This is a genomic window from Lachnotalea glycerini (assembly GCF_003201285.1).
Taxonomy (GTDB): domain Bacteria; phylum Bacillota; class Clostridia; order Lachnospirales; family Lachnospiraceae; genus Lachnotalea; species Lachnotalea glycerini.
This window is the reverse complement of the sequence record NZ_QICS01000017.1, coordinates 46,762-62,261: the sequence shown is the minus strand read 5'-3', so window position 1 is coordinate 62,261 and position 15,500 is coordinate 46,762. Positions and strand designations below refer to the sequence as shown.

Annotated in this window: 15 protein-coding genes and 3 pseudogenes; 9 read left to right on the top strand and 9 right to left on the bottom strand. The window is 31.4% G+C overall.

Annotated features, from left to right (window positions below):
• Positions 1-181: 181 nt before the first annotated feature.
• The 3 genes and pseudogenes from C8E03_RS19835 to C8E03_RS19825 all read right to left on the bottom strand — a co-directional run bounded on the left by C8E03_RS19835 (position 182) and on the right by C8E03_RS19825 (position 2,774).
• On the bottom strand, positions 182-727 hold the full coding sequence (locus C8E03_RS19835) for a hypothetical protein (RefSeq protein ID WP_110291931.1): 546 nt from the start codon (positions 725-727) through the stop codon (positions 182-184).
• Positions 728-1,091: 364 nt separating this feature from the next.
• A pseudogene (locus C8E03_RS22895) lies at positions 1,092-1,261 on the bottom strand (group II intron maturase-specific domain-containing protein); the annotation flags it as partial.
• Between the two features lie 199 nt (positions 1,262-1,460).
• The gene (locus C8E03_RS19825; RefSeq protein WP_110291930.1) at positions 1,461-2,774 is read right to left on the bottom strand and encodes a hypothetical protein; all 1,314 of its coding nucleotides are present in this window, start codon (positions 2,772-2,774) and stop codon (positions 1,461-1,463) included.
• Between the two features lie 717 nt (positions 2,775-3,491).
• Here C8E03_RS19825 and C8E03_RS22130 point away from each other — a divergent pair.
• Positions 3,492-3,644: a hypothetical protein gene (locus C8E03_RS22130; protein WP_170123079.1), complete on the top strand. Its 153-nt coding sequence runs from the start codon at positions 3,492-3,494 to the stop codon at positions 3,642-3,644.
• Between the two features lie 112 nt (positions 3,645-3,756).
• Here the strand turns inward: C8E03_RS22130 and C8E03_RS22640 are convergent, their stop codons facing one another.
• Entirely contained in the window at positions 3,757-3,879 is a 123-nt protein-coding gene (locus C8E03_RS22640) for a hypothetical protein (protein ID WP_278321203.1), read from the bottom strand.
• A 272-nt stretch (positions 3,880-4,151) separates the two neighbouring features.
• Between C8E03_RS22640 and C8E03_RS19820 the strand changes: the two genes are divergently transcribed.
• Positions 4,152-4,496, top strand: coding sequence for a four-helix bundle copper-binding protein (locus C8E03_RS19820; RefSeq protein ID WP_110291929.1), 345 nt, complete (start codon positions 4,152-4,154; stop codon positions 4,494-4,496).
• 94 nt (positions 4,497-4,590) lie between these two features.
• Here C8E03_RS19820 and C8E03_RS19815 read toward each other — a convergent pair whose 3' ends face one another.
• Positions 4,591-4,806: a hypothetical protein gene (locus tag C8E03_RS19815; RefSeq protein WP_110291928.1), complete on the bottom strand. Its 216-nt coding sequence runs from the start codon at positions 4,804-4,806 to the stop codon at positions 4,591-4,593.
• 685 nt (positions 4,807-5,491) lie between these two features.
• Between C8E03_RS19815 and C8E03_RS19805 the strand changes: the two genes are divergently transcribed.
• The 3 genes and pseudogenes from C8E03_RS19805 to C8E03_RS19795 all read left to right on the top strand — a co-directional run bounded on the left by C8E03_RS19805 (position 5,492) and on the right by C8E03_RS19795 (position 8,145).
• A complete protein-coding gene (locus C8E03_RS19805; protein ID WP_110291927.1) occupies positions 5,492-6,970 on the top strand; it encodes a recombinase family protein in 1,479 nt (492 codons plus the stop codon).
• Between the two features lie 23 nt (positions 6,971-6,993).
• Positions 6,994-7,125: pseudogene (locus C8E03_RS22890) on the top strand (manganese catalase family protein); the annotation flags it as partial.
• Between the two features lie 129 nt (positions 7,126-7,254).
• The gene (locus tag C8E03_RS19795; protein WP_110291926.1) at positions 7,255-8,145 is read left to right on the top strand and encodes a hypothetical protein; all 891 of its coding nucleotides are present in this window, start codon (positions 7,255-7,257) and stop codon (positions 8,143-8,145) included.
• 864 nt (positions 8,146-9,009) lie between these two features.
• Here C8E03_RS19795 and C8E03_RS19785 read toward each other — a convergent pair.
• The 3 genes from C8E03_RS19785 to C8E03_RS22125 form a co-directional block, all read right to left on the bottom strand.
• On the bottom strand, positions 9,010-9,450 hold the full coding sequence (locus tag C8E03_RS19785; RefSeq protein WP_110291924.1) for a hypothetical protein: 441 nt from the start codon (positions 9,448-9,450) through the stop codon (positions 9,010-9,012).
• Positions 9,451-9,535: 85 nt separating this feature from the next.
• On the bottom strand, positions 9,536-10,102 hold the full coding sequence (locus C8E03_RS19780) for a hypothetical protein (RefSeq protein ID WP_110291923.1): 567 nt from the start codon (positions 10,100-10,102) through the stop codon (positions 9,536-9,538).
• Positions 10,103-10,326: 224 nt separating this feature from the next.
• Positions 10,327-10,470, bottom strand: a complete 144-nt coding sequence (locus tag C8E03_RS22125) for a hypothetical protein (RefSeq protein WP_170123078.1) — start codon at positions 10,468-10,470, stop codon at positions 10,327-10,329.
• 424 nt (positions 10,471-10,894) lie between these two features.
• Between C8E03_RS22125 and C8E03_RS19775 the strand changes: the two genes are divergently transcribed.
• From C8E03_RS19775 to C8E03_RS19760, 4 genes and pseudogenes are all read left to right on the top strand, one after another.
• Positions 10,895-12,490, top strand: coding sequence for a recombinase family protein (locus C8E03_RS19775; protein ID WP_110291922.1), 1,596 nt, complete (start codon positions 10,895-10,897; stop codon positions 12,488-12,490).
• A gap of 18 nt (positions 12,491-12,508) precedes the next feature.
• A pseudogene (locus C8E03_RS19770) lies at positions 12,509-12,934 on the top strand (manganese catalase family protein); the annotation flags it as partial.
• 387 nt (positions 12,935-13,321) lie between these two features.
• Positions 13,322-13,936: a DUF47 domain-containing protein gene (locus tag C8E03_RS19765; RefSeq protein WP_094377640.1), complete on the top strand. Its 615-nt coding sequence runs from the start codon at positions 13,322-13,324 to the stop codon at positions 13,934-13,936.
• 9 nt (positions 13,937-13,945) lie between these two features.
• Positions 13,946-14,932 carry an inorganic phosphate transporter gene (locus C8E03_RS19760; RefSeq protein WP_094377641.1) on the top strand — a complete coding sequence of 329 codons (987 nt, stop codon included), beginning with the start codon at positions 13,946-13,948 and terminating at the stop codon, positions 14,930-14,932.
• Between the two features lie 77 nt (positions 14,933-15,009).
• On the opposite strand, the gene C8E03_RS19755 is transcribed toward C8E03_RS19760, so the two are convergent.
• Positions 15,010-15,483 carry a phage holin family protein gene (locus tag C8E03_RS19755; RefSeq protein ID WP_110291921.1) on the bottom strand — a complete coding sequence of 158 codons (474 nt, stop codon included), beginning with the start codon at positions 15,481-15,483 and terminating at the stop codon, positions 15,010-15,012.
• Positions 15,484-15,500 lie beyond the last annotated feature (17 nt).

The window sequence follows — 15,500 nt, the reverse complement described above, 5'->3', positions numbered from 1 at the left end:
TTTCCCTTATAATTAAGTAAGTTTTAGTTTCAAATTACAAATAACATTTTTTTCGCTGTTCAGTCAGCTATTTATTTGTACTCACATTGTAACATTGCATGATGTATCATTGTTTATCATGTTTATTTGAATAGCCGTTTGTTAATAGATGTTACTAAATTAAAGTTAGTCGAATTTTAAATTATCTCGCACGAATCACAGTCTGTGTATCACCATCTTTGTAATTTGTGCCGCTAATTACAAAATTCAAAAGAGTTACTTTAGATGTTGATACCGATATTGACACACCTACATATGAAGTTTGAGAAAACATGGCTCCATCATAGAATATCCTATCTGTTGAATTTATATCATCTCTTGTAATTTCAAAGGTTGCACTTCTATATACATCGCCTGCTCTATTAACAACGAATATGTGAATTTCACTGTAATCATCTAAATCTACTTCTATCGGTGTGGAACCATAATCAGTTGCAACAACATTCCATTTAAATTTATCATTTAATTTATTATAAGCATCAGTAATAGCTTTTGAACTTGCCCCTATACCGTTCTCCGCCTTTCCCGAACTAGTAATATATTCATCACTAAGTTTAACATGTCCCCAAATATCTGAACTAGCGATTTTGTCGATATGTCCGTTCAGAACATCCGCATTATTATTAAATGATGCTATATTTATTTCTTGAAATTGTGCTTTTTGCACTCCATTATTTGTTGTTTCCATATAATTTTTCCCCTTATAATTAAGTAAGTTTTAGTTTCAAATTACAAATAACATTTTTTTCGCTGTTCAGTCAGCTATTTATTTGTACTCACATTGTAACATTGCATGATGTATCATTGTTTATCATGTTTATTTAAACAGACATTTATTTATTAATGTTACTAGGTATTGCTTTTAATTACAGGATTCTTATTAAAAACCATACACAAAACACTCACTCCATATCTTAGTTCAAACAATTATATAGTCATCCTCCTTTTAATCCAGCTTTCTGAATAGAGATTATTTCATGTGAATAACCTATTTCACTAAACTTTTTTGCATGGCCATGAAAAAAATAAGCCCTAAGGCTTAAGTAGGCGAGTGTTTTCCAATGCTTCCAGATACACATACGTAATCTATAGCGAATGTTAGAGTCCATCCTTGCACATAAGGTTTTCATGCTACCGATTTTCAATAATTTATCCAATCCCTAATGAGTTGATTCAATTTCTCTATCTTGTAGCTATTACTTACTCCCCAACTTCTGCAGCTCGGGACTTCCACCCGTTAGAGCGCGCCCATGGCGTGCAAACTCAAAAAAGTACCCCGAAGGATACTTTCTTAAATTTATATATTTATTTTCTTAATCTAACGCAAATATTACCGTTTGCCTTTTTTCATACAAATCCATCAAATTTTAAACTTTATGTATTTGCATTTAAGCATTAATAATATAATTAAATAAAATAACTTATTTTAATTTAAATATAAAATATTTATAATTTTCACCACGATTGTACATAGCTCCTGAAATAACATATCCAGAATCACTTGTCTGGTTGATAAAATTTGCTCCATCAATATCACTAAATGAATATGTTTGAATCCATTCAACTTCAAATGAAGAATCAACTTTAATTAAGCAAATATCAGAAGTTAACTGGGAAATATAGTTATTAACTATACCAGTAATAGCAAATCCTCCATCATCTGTTTGATATAAACTTTTTCCATACTGTAAGGAATCATATCCATTAACATGATATTGTTTTTGACAATCAATATTTAAAGAAGAGTCTAACTTAAGTATTGTTATATCACTATTTGCATAACCAGTTAGAATCAATTCTTCATCCGCAGTTAATATCATATCGTTGGCAACGGAACTTAATTTATCAATATAACTTGACTGTATAATAGTACCTGTATTACTAATCTTTAATACAGTATTTATAGAACTTATATTTTTCATACCATAAGTTCTAACAATTATATTCCCAGTAGAAGGCTCAATTAAAGCTTGTTTACCAAACTCAAAACTATTCTCACTAGGTAATATACCTCCCCATTCACCCTCACCTTTAGCATTTGTTTTTATTAAATAAGCTTCATAATTTTCACTACCAAAAGATTTAGTAGTTCCAACAATAAAGTATCCACCATCAATAGTTTGTACTACATCATTTCCGTAATCTTCTTCATCTCCACCATAAAGATTAATCCATTGAACATTTCCATTAGCATCCATTTTAATTAAAAAAACATCGTCATTTACTTTGCCTGTTAAAACGTAGCCACTATCACTTGTTTGTTTTACCGCATATACCTCCCAATTATACCCTTCGCCATAGACGTAAGTCCATTCAATATTTCCATTAGAATCAATTTTAGTCAGCCAAATACAGTTATTGGTTGTTGTTGTAGAGGCAATGATATATCCTCCATCTGCTGTACTTTGACTATTTAAAATATTAATATCTTCACTTCCCCATAAATGTGACCATATGATATTAGTTGGTTGAACTGTATTTTGATTATAAGCTTTAGTATTTGGAACATTACTTTCTTTTGTATCTGCAATAATTTCTTCCTTTAATTCTGCTGGTTCTTTTTCCAATTCAACAGTAGTTTCTTTATTTAGTATTGTTGAATTTGATTTGAGTATTTCAGTATCAAAAGATTCTTTTAAGACACTATTTTTTTTAGTTGTTGCAAATACAGTAGAACTTGTCATCACGAATACTAAACATAATGCAATAAAAATACGAATTACTTTTTTGTTCATTTTAATCTCTCCCCTTTAAATTTGTTTTATTTATGGTAACTAATATATTATACAATTTTTGTCTATTTTTATCAACTTTTAAATATAGAAAAGTATATTTTTAATTAATAGAAATTTATTATAATAGATTAAGATCTTATCGTTCACTTATCTAATAAAAGCACAACCTACCAATATCTTTTTCATATTGCTGCATCTTTACATTAAATTCATCCTGACTCGTTCTACCTGCCTCTACACTATCCTGTTTGTTAGGTGTACCTCCATAAAATTGGAGCGTGGGACTATATGTAATTTGAGCACCGCTTTGCGAATTGTAATTGGTTGTGCTCTTTTTCTATATCAGGCATGTTAATCACCTCTTTTGGTAATGGCAACCTTTTTTGAATGCATCCATTTGACAATCCATTAATATGACAAATCGAAACTACAAAGAAAAAAGCCTACCGTTTTTTTACTTAATTTTCTGTAAAAAAATAGAACTATCTTTTAAAAGATAATCCATTGTAGGATTCTCAATTCCACTTAATGTTTTTTCTGCTATATTAATTTTTTTATTTTGTTTCCCTTTTTGCTAAAGAATATAAAATTAAATTCGTCTAGTTTTTTTAACACTTTTATTTTTAAATGCTATTATACATTTAAAGATAGTACTATTCTTATAAAATAGTAAACTTATAACTATCAGCATTAATAAATTATAAAGGAGAACTTATCTTGAAAAAATTAATATCTGCAATATTAACATTGGCTATATGCCTAGTATCGATTAATCCAACACTAGTAAAAGCAGCAACTAATGAAACACTTCAAGTGGCATTAAATAATTTTGTAGTAGGTTCTAAATGGGTAACTTATTTGCTTGGTTGATAGTATACGCTATGTGCTACCCGGGTTTAAAATTTTATTTTTACTTTCTTCATGCAAAATAAAAACTCATTGACACAGCTCATGCCCTTCTGTGATAATTTCTCCGGCATTTTTAGGGGCTCTGATTAACACATTCTAAGCAAAATTTTGTAATTAGAACACCTTGTCCCATTTCACTTGTATTGATTACTGCTCCAAAGTGTTCTGATTTACTTTCCAGTAATAACTTGTACATCGCTTTCCCCTCCTTAATGCTGATTTTGCAACTCCTTAATAAAATCTTTAGCTTTCTCAATCGTTTTGAGTGGATTATTTACTAATATAGTATGTTATTCCACCGTAGCAATAAACTCACCAGTCACTCTGTCTTGATATATGATATATTTTCCAACTTTCTCTTTGTATTCTACTAACATATTTCATTCCTCCTAATTGCTTATTTTTTTAATATATTTATTCCTTTTGCGCATAATAGTCTTATAAATAATAATAATTGGAGGTAATTATATGGGAATATTAACAAATTCTACTTTAAAATCACAAACATGTATTGATGCATGTAATCAATGCGCTCAAGCCTGCTATGAATGTTTTCAAGCTTGTCTAAACGAATCGGATGTTGATAAACGAATAAAATGCATTAGTACACTTACCGAGTGCGCTATGATGTGTCAAATGTCAACAGCTCTCATGTCTATGAACGCTCAATCTTCAATGCAGCATTGTCAACTTTGTTCAATAATATGTGATAAATGCGCTCAGGAGTGTGATATGTTCAAAGAACAACATTGTCAAAAGTGCTCAGAAATCTGTAAAAAATGTTCTATCGAATGTAAAAATATGAAAATGTAATTTATTTATTAAAGTCAGAAATATTTACTACACTGGCTTTAATATTTACATAATTTAATTTCGATATATATTAATTTACATTAAATTACTAATTTTATTTGTTATCTCTTGATTCATTAAGTTCATTCTTGTCACTTTTTTCTTGTTCATTTAAAACAGGTTTTCGTCTTACTTCACATCCCAATGATTTGAAAAAATTTATTGCCAATTGTGTTCCAATCTCTTTTCTTTCTTTTTCATCCATTGCAAATAAATCTCTTTCAACTCCGTTTTCTACAATTACTGCTTTAAGATTTAGCTCTCTTGCCATATCATCGCCCTCCTTTCTTAGAATATGTAAGTGTGCTTGTATTGGTTAATGTTTGATTCTCTAGTTTGATTCAAAAATTATATGATGTATCAGGCTCTTCAATATTCATTTCTTTGAAAAGATATCTTCTCTCCTCGTATTTTATTACTTTCCTTTCTGAGATAAAGCCGCAAAACCCTCATACTATGCAGTTTTCTTGGATGTATTTGCAACTCTGTTTCTTTTGTCCATAATTCTGGACATTTTTAATTTTGAAAGATTTTGTCTGTAATATATGATATGATAAATTATTTATACTCCGATTCAAACAGCTCTGTCATTTTTAGATCTAACGCTTTTGCAATAGCTTCTAGCTGCTGCAAATTTGGTTATGTCTTTCCACAATCTATATTATTAATCGTGCTCTTACTCAGCCCTGTCAGCTCTGCCAATTTCCTTGTACTGATATTTATATCAATATGTGCTTTGTATGTGTTAATCGTTATCATATATCCTCCTGATAAGATGATATATGAATTTAGAAATTTTGTGATAGGTTTTTTATAGAAGTCAGTAGGAATGGGTTGTTAAATGAAGAAGCTCTAAAAAAAGGGATAAACTTTTCACAGGTTTTACAGGAAGCATTAATGGTTAAGTTGAATATTATGTAATATATTTAATAGGAGTGAATAAGAGTGATAATGAAATGCATATTGGTGCCGTTTATATTCGAGTAAGTACTGATAAACAAGAAGAGCTTTCCCCTGATGCACAAAGGAGACTCCTGCTTGATTATGCTAAAAAAAATAGCATCATAATACCAGCAGAGCATATTTATATTGAAAACGGCATTTCCGGACGTAAGGCAGACAAAAGGCCTCAGTTTCAGAAAATGATTTCAATCGCTAAATCCAAAGAACATCCATTTGATATCATACTGGTTTGGAAATACAGCCGTTTTGCCAGAAATCAGGAAGAAAGTATTGTATACAAATCTTTACTTAAGAAAAATAATATTGATGTAATCAGTATATCAGAACCCCTCATAGACGGTCCATTTGGTTCTTTAATCGAACGTATCATAGAATGGATGGATGAATACTACTCCATTCGCTTAAGCGGCGAGGTAATGCGTGGAATGACAGAAAAAGCCTTACGAGGAGGCTATCAGGCTATTGCTCCTTTGGGTTATGATACGATAAAAGGGGATATTCCTGTTGTAAATAAGGAGCAAGCTAAAATCATTCAGTACATCTTTGAACAATATGTTAATTATGGACTTGATAAAACTACAATAGCCAGAAATCTTAATGAGCAGGGATACAAAACATTAAGAGGCAACAATTTTGAAAAAAGAACCATAGATTATATATTAGAAAATCCTTTTTACATTGGGAAAATTCGATGGAATAAGTCAGTACATGGTAGTCGATCGCTCAAGGACGAGAATGAAATTATTACAGCCGAAGGACAGCACGAACCAATTATCCGTATCGAAACTTTTAACAAGGCTGTAGAGCGTTCTAAGGCTGAATATGCCCCAAAGCTGCGAAAAGGTATTGGCTATTCAAAGCATTGGCTTTGTGGTCTATTAAAATGCAACATATGTGGTTCAAACTTAGTCTATTATAAAGACTCTCGTAACAAAAGCGGCACAGGCAATTTTCAATGCTATAAATATGCGCATGGATTACACAAGGAATCTTCCGCAATCTCAGAATTAAAGGCCGTAGATGCCGTTTTAAAAATTATAAAGAAAATGATAGATACCCAGGAGGTTTATTTTGTATACATATCTCCTGCTGTCGCTTCGCAAACAAATAAGCTGGAAAAATATAAATCTGATTTAAGCAAACTGGCTATGAAAGAGCAACGAATAAAGGCTGCTTATGAGGATGGTATTGATACCTTGCAAGAATATAAAGATAATAAACTCAGATTGCAAAAAGAACGATCTGAACTTGAAACTAAAATAGCTCAATACAATACTTCTAAACTTGATAAAGAAATTGATTTGAAACCTATTATTTTAAAAAAATGTGAGTCCGTTTATGATATACTTATTTCTGATCTTGATAATGAAGTAAAAACTGCTTCGATTCGAAGTGTATGCAGTAAGATAATCTTTGATAAGGAGCATTTCGATTTTAAAATGTTCTTTTATATTAAAAATCCCTTGAAATAAGCGCCCTGTAGCATCCCTATCACTTATCGCAATACGGTGGACCGGACGGGGAACTTGGGGCTTCTCAGCGTTATCTGGCACAACGTTATGCTATGCCATATAGTAATGTAAGTGGATTATTAACAGATATAGGAACCGAAGAACTCGGTCATATAAGATAGACATTAATTAAAAAGTTATGGAGTCTAATATCTTCTATTTTTCTTCTATTTTTATTGACAAGTTTTAAAGCGACTATTATAATAAACAAATGTAACCAAACTATTTAATTTAAGGAGGTAATTATGCTTAAGATATTGAAAAAAACAATGGCTCTTTTACTATCAACCACTTTAGCTTTTAGTATGACATCCGTTTCATTTGCTGCTGAAAAAGCTGATATCGATCCTTACACAATTGAAGGTCATTATGTACAAGAGTTAGTCGACCTTAACTCTGAACAATTAGATACAATCTCGCTATCTAATGCACAAGATCTATTTGAAGAAGCATTTAAAGTTTCTGCATCTAACTATACAGAAGATGAAGTTCGGCTTGCCCTTGATGGACTTGCTTTTAGTTTAAAATTCCAAAATCAAATAAATGAAAAAAATGCTAGTACAGGGAATAGATATACATACCCGGCGTTAAGTTCTTCAAAAAATGGTGTTACCTATACTGGTGATATTGGTGTCTCTTGGGTAAGAGATACAACAAGCGGACATTCTCCCCTAACTCTAGGTGAAATTCTATCTGGTACATATACTTTGGAGGTCGATTATCTTACATGGGATACTGCTGTTTCAATATTAGCTGCAAGTGCTAACTATAATGCTTTTCAAGATTTAAAAGAATTATATGCAACTGGAGCTGCAGGCACTGCATTAGGTGCCTTTATTTGTAAAGCATTAAGTATTACAGGATGGCAGGCAACAGTGGCATCCGTCGCAGTCGGTGCGACTGTTGGTTTTGGCTGGAATTGGCTAAAAAGTATTGATCGCTCCAACATGTATTCCTGCTTTAATGGAATGCAGAAAGATAAAAATAAGTATATGAAAGTACAATTTATGTGGTCGAGTAATATGGTAAACAAGTTTTATTCTACTGTATCAAAATCAAAAACAATTTCCAATCCATTTTCTGGTACTTATGGTAATTGGCACAAGGGTAAAATCGGCTATTTATATAGTTATTAATTTATTACTACTGTAACACATTACAAAACTGATAGGATTAGGAAGTAATTTAACCTTGCTGCCTAATATTAGGAGTATTCTTATTATGCTAAAAAAAATATGCAAATTCATAGGTTTAATTTTGATAATAAGTTTTCATTTTCTCGGTATAGAATATCTTTCATATTCTCTTTATGTTGAGAAAAATGTATTCTTTTATCCTTGTTTTATACTGTTTTTAACCTCTTTTATGCTAATTGCTCAGGTACTGAAAAAGATTAACTGGTTTGAAGGGTGGTTAAATTATTGCATTGTTTTTGTGTCTGTTTTATTCAGTTTAGAAGTTCTGCATTTTTTACTATTTTAACATAGTATATGTTAATTTATGCAATTTCAAAATAAAACTAATCTTGATATACTCCCTCTAAATAGATATCGTAAAAATAAAACGTTACTATTTTGGAGGGGTATATTATTTTGCTCCATCGTTTATATCTGAACTATACCATTAATTTATCACTTTTTAATTTGATTGTAATTCTATCTTACACTTTGCTTCATATTGAAATTGAAAGATTTCTATCTTTTATTATCACTTATTTGAACTTTAATTAATTTCCCTAATTTTACTACGACTATGTTAGGCTCTTTAATTTCATTATGATATTTTTATTATTAAGATATGGTGTTAGAATTTAATAGTACAAATCAAAATGAAATAGCACATATATGATAAACATTAATTGTTATAACTGAAATTCTAGTTTAAAAAGGCATTGAAACTATTTTTACAGATAGTAACAATGCTTTTTTATTAGATTTTATAACCAGATAATCAATTTTATTAGCTACATTAACTCATGCGCAGCTCCATTATTACTTATGCTATTTTGCTATATAAACACCAAAAATTCTTAACATATCACCTACCTTTACGCTCGTAGCTACTTGATATCTAAGTAATCCATAATCATCTATACATCCACCTGCCACACTTTGTGGTGATGATATATTAACAATTGATACATCACTACCATGATGTGGCATAAATGAAAGAGTTCCAATCTCATATACTCCATTTCCTAAAGCCTGTGTTATCGTATAAATCCCTTCTACAACGCATACTTTTCCATATTTTGTTACGCGTACACTTGATATTTCTGGATCTAATTTACCTAACTGTGTGGTAAAATTATTATTTAGCTCAACTCCCATAGCTGCTGATAATACTGTAGATGAATCATTAGTCGTTAAATCATTTACTATTTTTACTTTGGCAACTCCATCCTGCATCTCCAACCCTGTTCCAATTTTAATATGTCCCAATGCAGTCTCTGATGCTGCTTTATCTAAATGGCCTTTCTATTTATCATATTCTAATTATTCAAAAAAGTTTTTTACCATTTTATTGTTATTGATTTACTACTTCAAAATCTTCGTCTGCTACTAAATCTTTTTTAAGTTCATCAAAAGATGTTTGCCATTTTTCCTCTTTTACAGAATCATATTCTAAATCCCCACTATCCGCATCAGTGAAGTTTTGGGAACCTTTATTTGAGCTAATAGAATCCTTTGATATATTAGAATCTTTGAAATAATTTTTTTCTAAATCTGCTACATAGTTTTGTTTTGGTAGGTTTTTTTGATAAACTGTAAATTCATAATTCCAGTAATCATCTTCAGAATCAAATTGATTTATAATGGACATAGCATCATCTTTATTACTTGCGCCTTCCAATACTTCTCTTAATTGATCCAAATACTCCCATACCTCTTCATCTGTAACAGTGTAACCATTTTGAATGGCTGCTTGATATAATGCTTCTCTTTCTTTACAATATTCTATCGCTTTAATATTTGCTTCCTCTTCATCAAGACCAGATATCATAAAGAATTTAGTTGTTTTATCTATCTCCGAATTTGTAATAACAGCATTCTTCCCTCTCGCATAAATATCATCTTCTAGTAAGTCATTCACATAAATGATATATTAAATGGGGTACACCCTTTAATGGAGAATTGCTAACCGCTTGGCACTATGTAAAGTACCCTCTTCCTTATTTATGTATACATGTCCTTGATTGTGACCGTCTGTTCATTTTCTTCATATGAATCCATTAACCCACCCACTGTTTTATTGTCCAGATTCAAGAGTACCCTCCTCTCCTACACCAAAACTATAGCTCGTCCTTTCTACCGTTACTACACGGTTTTATCTTTATTTCTGTAATAGTTAAGAATGATGCGTGAACAATTATCAATTATTTCTTGTTTTCTTTCTGGTTTAACGTAATCAGTACGAATTGTTACCTTTGGCTTTTTTTGTTTTTTTACTTCTTCCTCCACTTAATCACCCCTTACCAAAATATGTTCATAGGTTTGTACTTGTTGCTATATTACTTGTCACTTTCTGTACACATACAGGGCCTATTTTATTATTCTGACTTTCAAGGTATTAAAGATGTGACCTAAAAAATTCTTAATATTAATTTTTTAGAATTTAGCATAAATATTTTTTACGACATTATTTATTAAAACTAATAAATTTAACTTAATACAATAAACAATATTTTAAAACTAAATTTTATGCATATTGGTACAATATTTCATACTATAATATATAGCAAATACCACCCTGAAATTCAGCTGGTATTCACAGATGTAACTCGCAAGCCAAATGGTTTCGATATAATCTACGCTAAAAAATATTATATCGTAATCCTTTCGTCATTTCGAGGATTATTTTATCTTCTATAAAAAGGGTGTTAAAATGAGCAAACTTAATTTAAACGGAAATTACTGCATGTATCTTAGAAAAAGCCGAGCTGATACCGAAGCTGAAATGCATGGAGAAGGTGAAACACTCGCAAGGCATAGAACAATTCTTATGAGTACTGCTAAAATGTTACACATCAATATTACAAAGCAGTATGAAGAAGTTGTAAGCGGTGAAACAATAGCTTCACGACCAGTGATGCAACAGTTATTAATAGATATTGAAAATGGTGACTGGAACGGTGTTCTAGTTGTTGAGGTAGAACGTCTTGCCAGAGGTGATACAATTGACCAGGGAATTATGGCACAGGCTTTTAAATTTTCTAATACCAAGATAATAACTCCTTCTAAAACGTATGATCCTAATAACGAATTTGACGAAGAATATTTCGAGTTTGGACTATTTATGTCACGAAGAGAATATAAGACAATTAACAGGCGATTGCAAGCAGGTAGAATGTCTTCTATTAATGAAGGTAAGTGGGTAAGTAATAAAGCTCCCTACGGCTTCGAACGTGTAAAACTAGATAATGAAAAAGGATTCACTCTTTCTCCGATTCAATCGCAGGCTGATATAGTAAAGATGATATTTAACCTATACGCATATGGTGAAGATGGTGAAAACAGAATTGGCGTTAGTTTGATTTGCAGAAAGCTCAATCAACTAAATGTACCTACTGCAACAGGTAATAGGGAATGGCTTCCTTGTGTTATAAATGGTATACTAAGAAATCCTACTTATATCGGTAAGATTAGATGGAATTCAAGAAAAACTGTGAAACAATCAGTGAATGGCGTAGTTACAAAAACCAGACCACGAAACCAAAATAAAGATTGTACAATTGTTGACGGTCTACATCCAGCAATCATTGAAGAAGATTTATTTAATAAAGTGCAAGATCTTCTTTCTTATAATCCGCCCAGACCAGTCAATACACGAAATAAAATTGCAAATCCTTTGGCTGGTCTTGTTGTATGTGGTAATTGCAACCGTAATATGGTAAGACGTCCTTATAATAATCACACTCATGCTGATACTATTATTTGTCCATATCCTGAATGTGCAACGGTAGCGAGTAATTTATCTATGGTTGAAGATGCTATTATTGAACATATGCAACAGTTGGTTAAAGACTATGAGCTAAATGAAAGTGTTAATAATTATGATTCTTCTGAGAATAATATTTCTGTAAAGATTAATTTGCTAAATAAGCATAAAGGTGAATTTCAAAAATTGAACAAACAGAAAAATTCACTATATGATTTGCTCGAACAAGGTATTTATTCGAATGAAGAATTCACAGAGCGTTCTCAACTGATTAAAAATAGAATTAATGAAACGATCAAATTAATTGATAGTCTAGAACAAAAGATAGCTGATGAGCAGTTAAGAGAAAAAAAAGTATCTGTATTTATACCAAAGTGTAAAAATTTACTAGATTCTTATTACGATCTAAATGCAGCTTCTAAAAATTCTTTACTTAAAGAATTAATAACAAAAGTTGTATATACTAAAAATGTAAAGAATAAACGAGGAGAAGGCAATATACCTACATTTGAGCTTACTATCTATACTAACATTATTACTTAAACCATTTATGTCTATCCTATATGGTCTAACGAACTAGGTCATTTAGAAATTATTTGTGCCATTGTATATCAACTTACCAAGGATTTAACTATTGATGAGATAAAGGCAAGTGGTTTTGATAAATATTACGTTGATCATACTCTTGGATTATACCCGCAGTCAGCAGGTGGAATTCCATTTTCTGCTTGTGCGTTCCAGTCTAAAGGCGACCCGATAACCGATTTAGTGGAAGATATGGCAGCCGAACAAAAAGCAAGAACCACCTACGACAATATTTTAAGATTAATACATGACCCTGAAATTTGTGATCCTATTCGTTTCTTGCGGGCAAGAGAAGTTGTTCACTTTCAACGTTTCGGGGAAGGCTTACGTATTGTTCAAGATAACCTGGATTCTAACAACTTTTATGCATTTAATCCTGCTTTTGATACTTGTAAAAAATAGCTTAATTATTAATTTCTTATTGTTCATCCGTCAATCGAGTAATCAGACTGATATGTTACTGGCCAGCGCCTAACTAAAGACGCTGGCTATTGCTTTGTTAAAACCCTGTACCCTTGACTGGCTGCCACCTTTGATAAGAAGTTGTTATTCTCATAACAGCATATTAGAAGTTGAATTTCAACAGGCACTTGACCGCTAACATTTCTTATCAAAATCCCTAATCTGAAAATTAGGTGAAAATTTGATGTAAAATTGATGTAAAGAATTGTTGAAATATGTATTAAATGATAAAATAATAGAAATTGTTTTACATTCCATATAAAAACACGTAATTATTTTACAATGAAAGAATATTTAATAATTACAATTATCTTAAGGAGGTACTAAATGAGAAATAAACCAGACAAGCTAATGACCTTATTGTTAGAGACTGCTCAAAATATGTATGAATGCGGGGCTACTTTCAGTAAATATGAGATTCATTCTGGATCAGATTTAAAGATATTCTCTGAAAAAATAAAAGAATACGAAAAAAAAGGTGATTCAATTGTTCACGAAATAATTGTTGAATTAAATCATGCATTTATAACTCAGATTGAGCATGAAGATATATTATTACTAGCAGAAAAAATGGATGATATTGTTGATGAAATGGAAGAAGTCGTTGTTTATTATTATATGTATGGTTTGACAGAAGTAGATGAATACATGCAAGAATTCAGAAAATACATCGGATGCAGTACCGAAGAATTATTGTCTTCAATAAAGCTGCTGACTTCCAAACAGTTTACCAAAATCAAAGAACATACCGTTAATGTAAAATCGTATGAGGAAATATGTGATATGACAGAACGTAAAGCAATCCGTAAATTGTTTAAGAAATATTCTGACCCAATTAAAATTATCCAGCATAAAGACATATACGAAATGCTGGAAACTTCCATGGATGCTTGCCAAGAAGTAGCAAAAGCTCTGGACACAATTGTAATGAAAAACATATAGGGGGATAATATGATTATAACTATTTTTATTGTTCTTCTTGCATTAAGCTTTGACTTTATAAATGGTTTTCATGATACAGCAAATGCCATTGCAACCGCTGTATCAACACGAGCATTAACGTTAAAAAAAGCAATTGTCATGGCAGCATGTATGAATTTTCTTGGTGCAATTGTTTCTACAGGTGTTGCACAAACAATTGCCAAGGAAGTAGTTGATCTCGAAAATATATCAAATGGCAGCACAGTTATAATAGCAGCATTAATGTCAGCTATTATATGGAATTTATTAACATGGTATCTTGGTATACCAAGCAGTTCTTCTCATGCACTCATTGGTTCGTTAGCAGGAGCTGCAATGGCTGATGCAGGGGTTAGTGCAGTCAAATTAGAAGGTCTTGGAAAAATTGTTGCTTCATTAATTATATCACCAATCATCGCTTTGTCAGTTGGCTATATAATGTTTTCACTTTTTAAACAGCTCTTTAAAAAGGCAAACTTAGGAAAGGCAAACCTTGGCTTCCGAAGATTTCAGATTTTTACAGCAGCATTACAGGCATTTTCCCATGGTACAAATGACGCGCAAAAATCAATGGGTATCATTACAATAGCTTTAGTCAGCTATGGATTTCAAAGTGATATGACTATTCCACATTGGGTTCAGATTCTTTGTGCATTATCAATGGCTTTAGGAACATCAATAGGGGGCTGGCGTATTATAAAAACTGTTGGAACACAGATTATGAAACTAAAACCCGTTAATGCTGTTGCAGCAGACCTTTCTTCTGCTTTGGTAATTCAAGTTGCAACACATTTTGGACTTCCGGTAAGTACCACACATGTTATATCCTCCTCAATTATGGGAGTAGGTGCTTCCTCTCGCATAAAGGGTGTAAAATGGTGTACTGCTCAAAAAATGATCTATGCTTGGTTCACTACCATACCAATTACCATTATTCTATCGGCAGGTCTTTTTGCAATTTGTAATCTATTTATATAATAATACTATTACATACATACTTCAAAAAGATGTCAGCTTGATTGCCCACATCTTTTTGAAAACAAAATATATCATAACTATTTATCTTCTATACTTGAATTAGTTATATCATCAACCTTTTTGTTCACAATCTCTAATCCTTTAATTAAAAATCCAGGAACATTTGCACCCATTTGTACAATATTTTCCAATATACTTCTTAATTCATTAATAACGTAAGTTGCTAAAGTAAAATATCCAAATAAAAAAACGAAGCTCAAATCGATACCAAGCATGCTTCCCATATCATTAAATACTGCCGAAATAAAAAATGCAATGCAAATTACTATCCAATACCAGACTTTTTTAAAAATACCTTTTGCTCCCTCATTCGAACTTTCATTTTTCAAATAATACTTTGCCTTTATATAACCCGTAACATAATCCACCACATTAGCTGCTAAAAATCCTAAAAACAAAAACCAATACTTGCCAAATAGTGTAATACCAATTGTAGCAACTGCTCCATAAATCAAATTGGTGGTATTTTGTAATTCTGTTAATTTTGTCACTCTTCTACCTCCTTTTT

What these genes read in the sequence shown, in the direction of transcription:
- C8E03_RS22640 (WP_278321203.1), bottom strand. Translation starts at nt 3,879, where the DNA reads ATGTACAAGTTATTACTGGAAAGTAAATCAGAACACTTTGGAGCAGTA.
- C8E03_RS19760 (WP_094377641.1), top strand. Translation starts at nt 13,946, where the DNA reads ATGATTATAACTATTTTTATTGTTCTTCTTGCATTAAGCTTTGACTTT.
- C8E03_RS19815 (WP_110291928.1), bottom strand. Translation starts at nt 4,806, where the DNA reads ATGGCAAGAGAGCTAAATCTTAAAGCAGTAATTGTAGAAAACGGAGTT.
- C8E03_RS19835 (WP_110291931.1), bottom strand. Translation starts at nt 727, where the DNA reads ATGGAAACAACAAATAATGGAGTGCAAAAAGCACAATTTCAAGAAATA.
- C8E03_RS19825 (WP_110291930.1), bottom strand. Translation starts at nt 2,774, where the DNA reads ATGAACAAAAAAGTAATTCGTATTTTTATTGCATTATGTTTAGTATTC.
- C8E03_RS19805 (WP_110291927.1), top strand. Translation starts at nt 5,492, where the DNA reads ATGCATATTGGTGCCGTTTATATTCGAGTAAGTACTGATAAACAAGAA.
- C8E03_RS19765 (WP_094377640.1), top strand. Translation starts at nt 13,322, where the DNA reads ATGAGAAATAAACCAGACAAGCTAATGACCTTATTGTTAGAGACTGCT.
- C8E03_RS19775 (WP_110291922.1), top strand. Translation starts at nt 10,895, where the DNA reads ATGAGCAAACTTAATTTAAACGGAAATTACTGCATGTATCTTAGAAAA.
- C8E03_RS19820 (WP_110291929.1), top strand. Translation starts at nt 4,152, where the DNA reads ATGGGAATATTAACAAATTCTACTTTAAAATCACAAACATGTATTGAT.
- C8E03_RS19795 (WP_110291926.1), top strand. Translation starts at nt 7,255, where the DNA reads ATGCTTAAGATATTGAAAAAAACAATGGCTCTTTTACTATCAACCACT.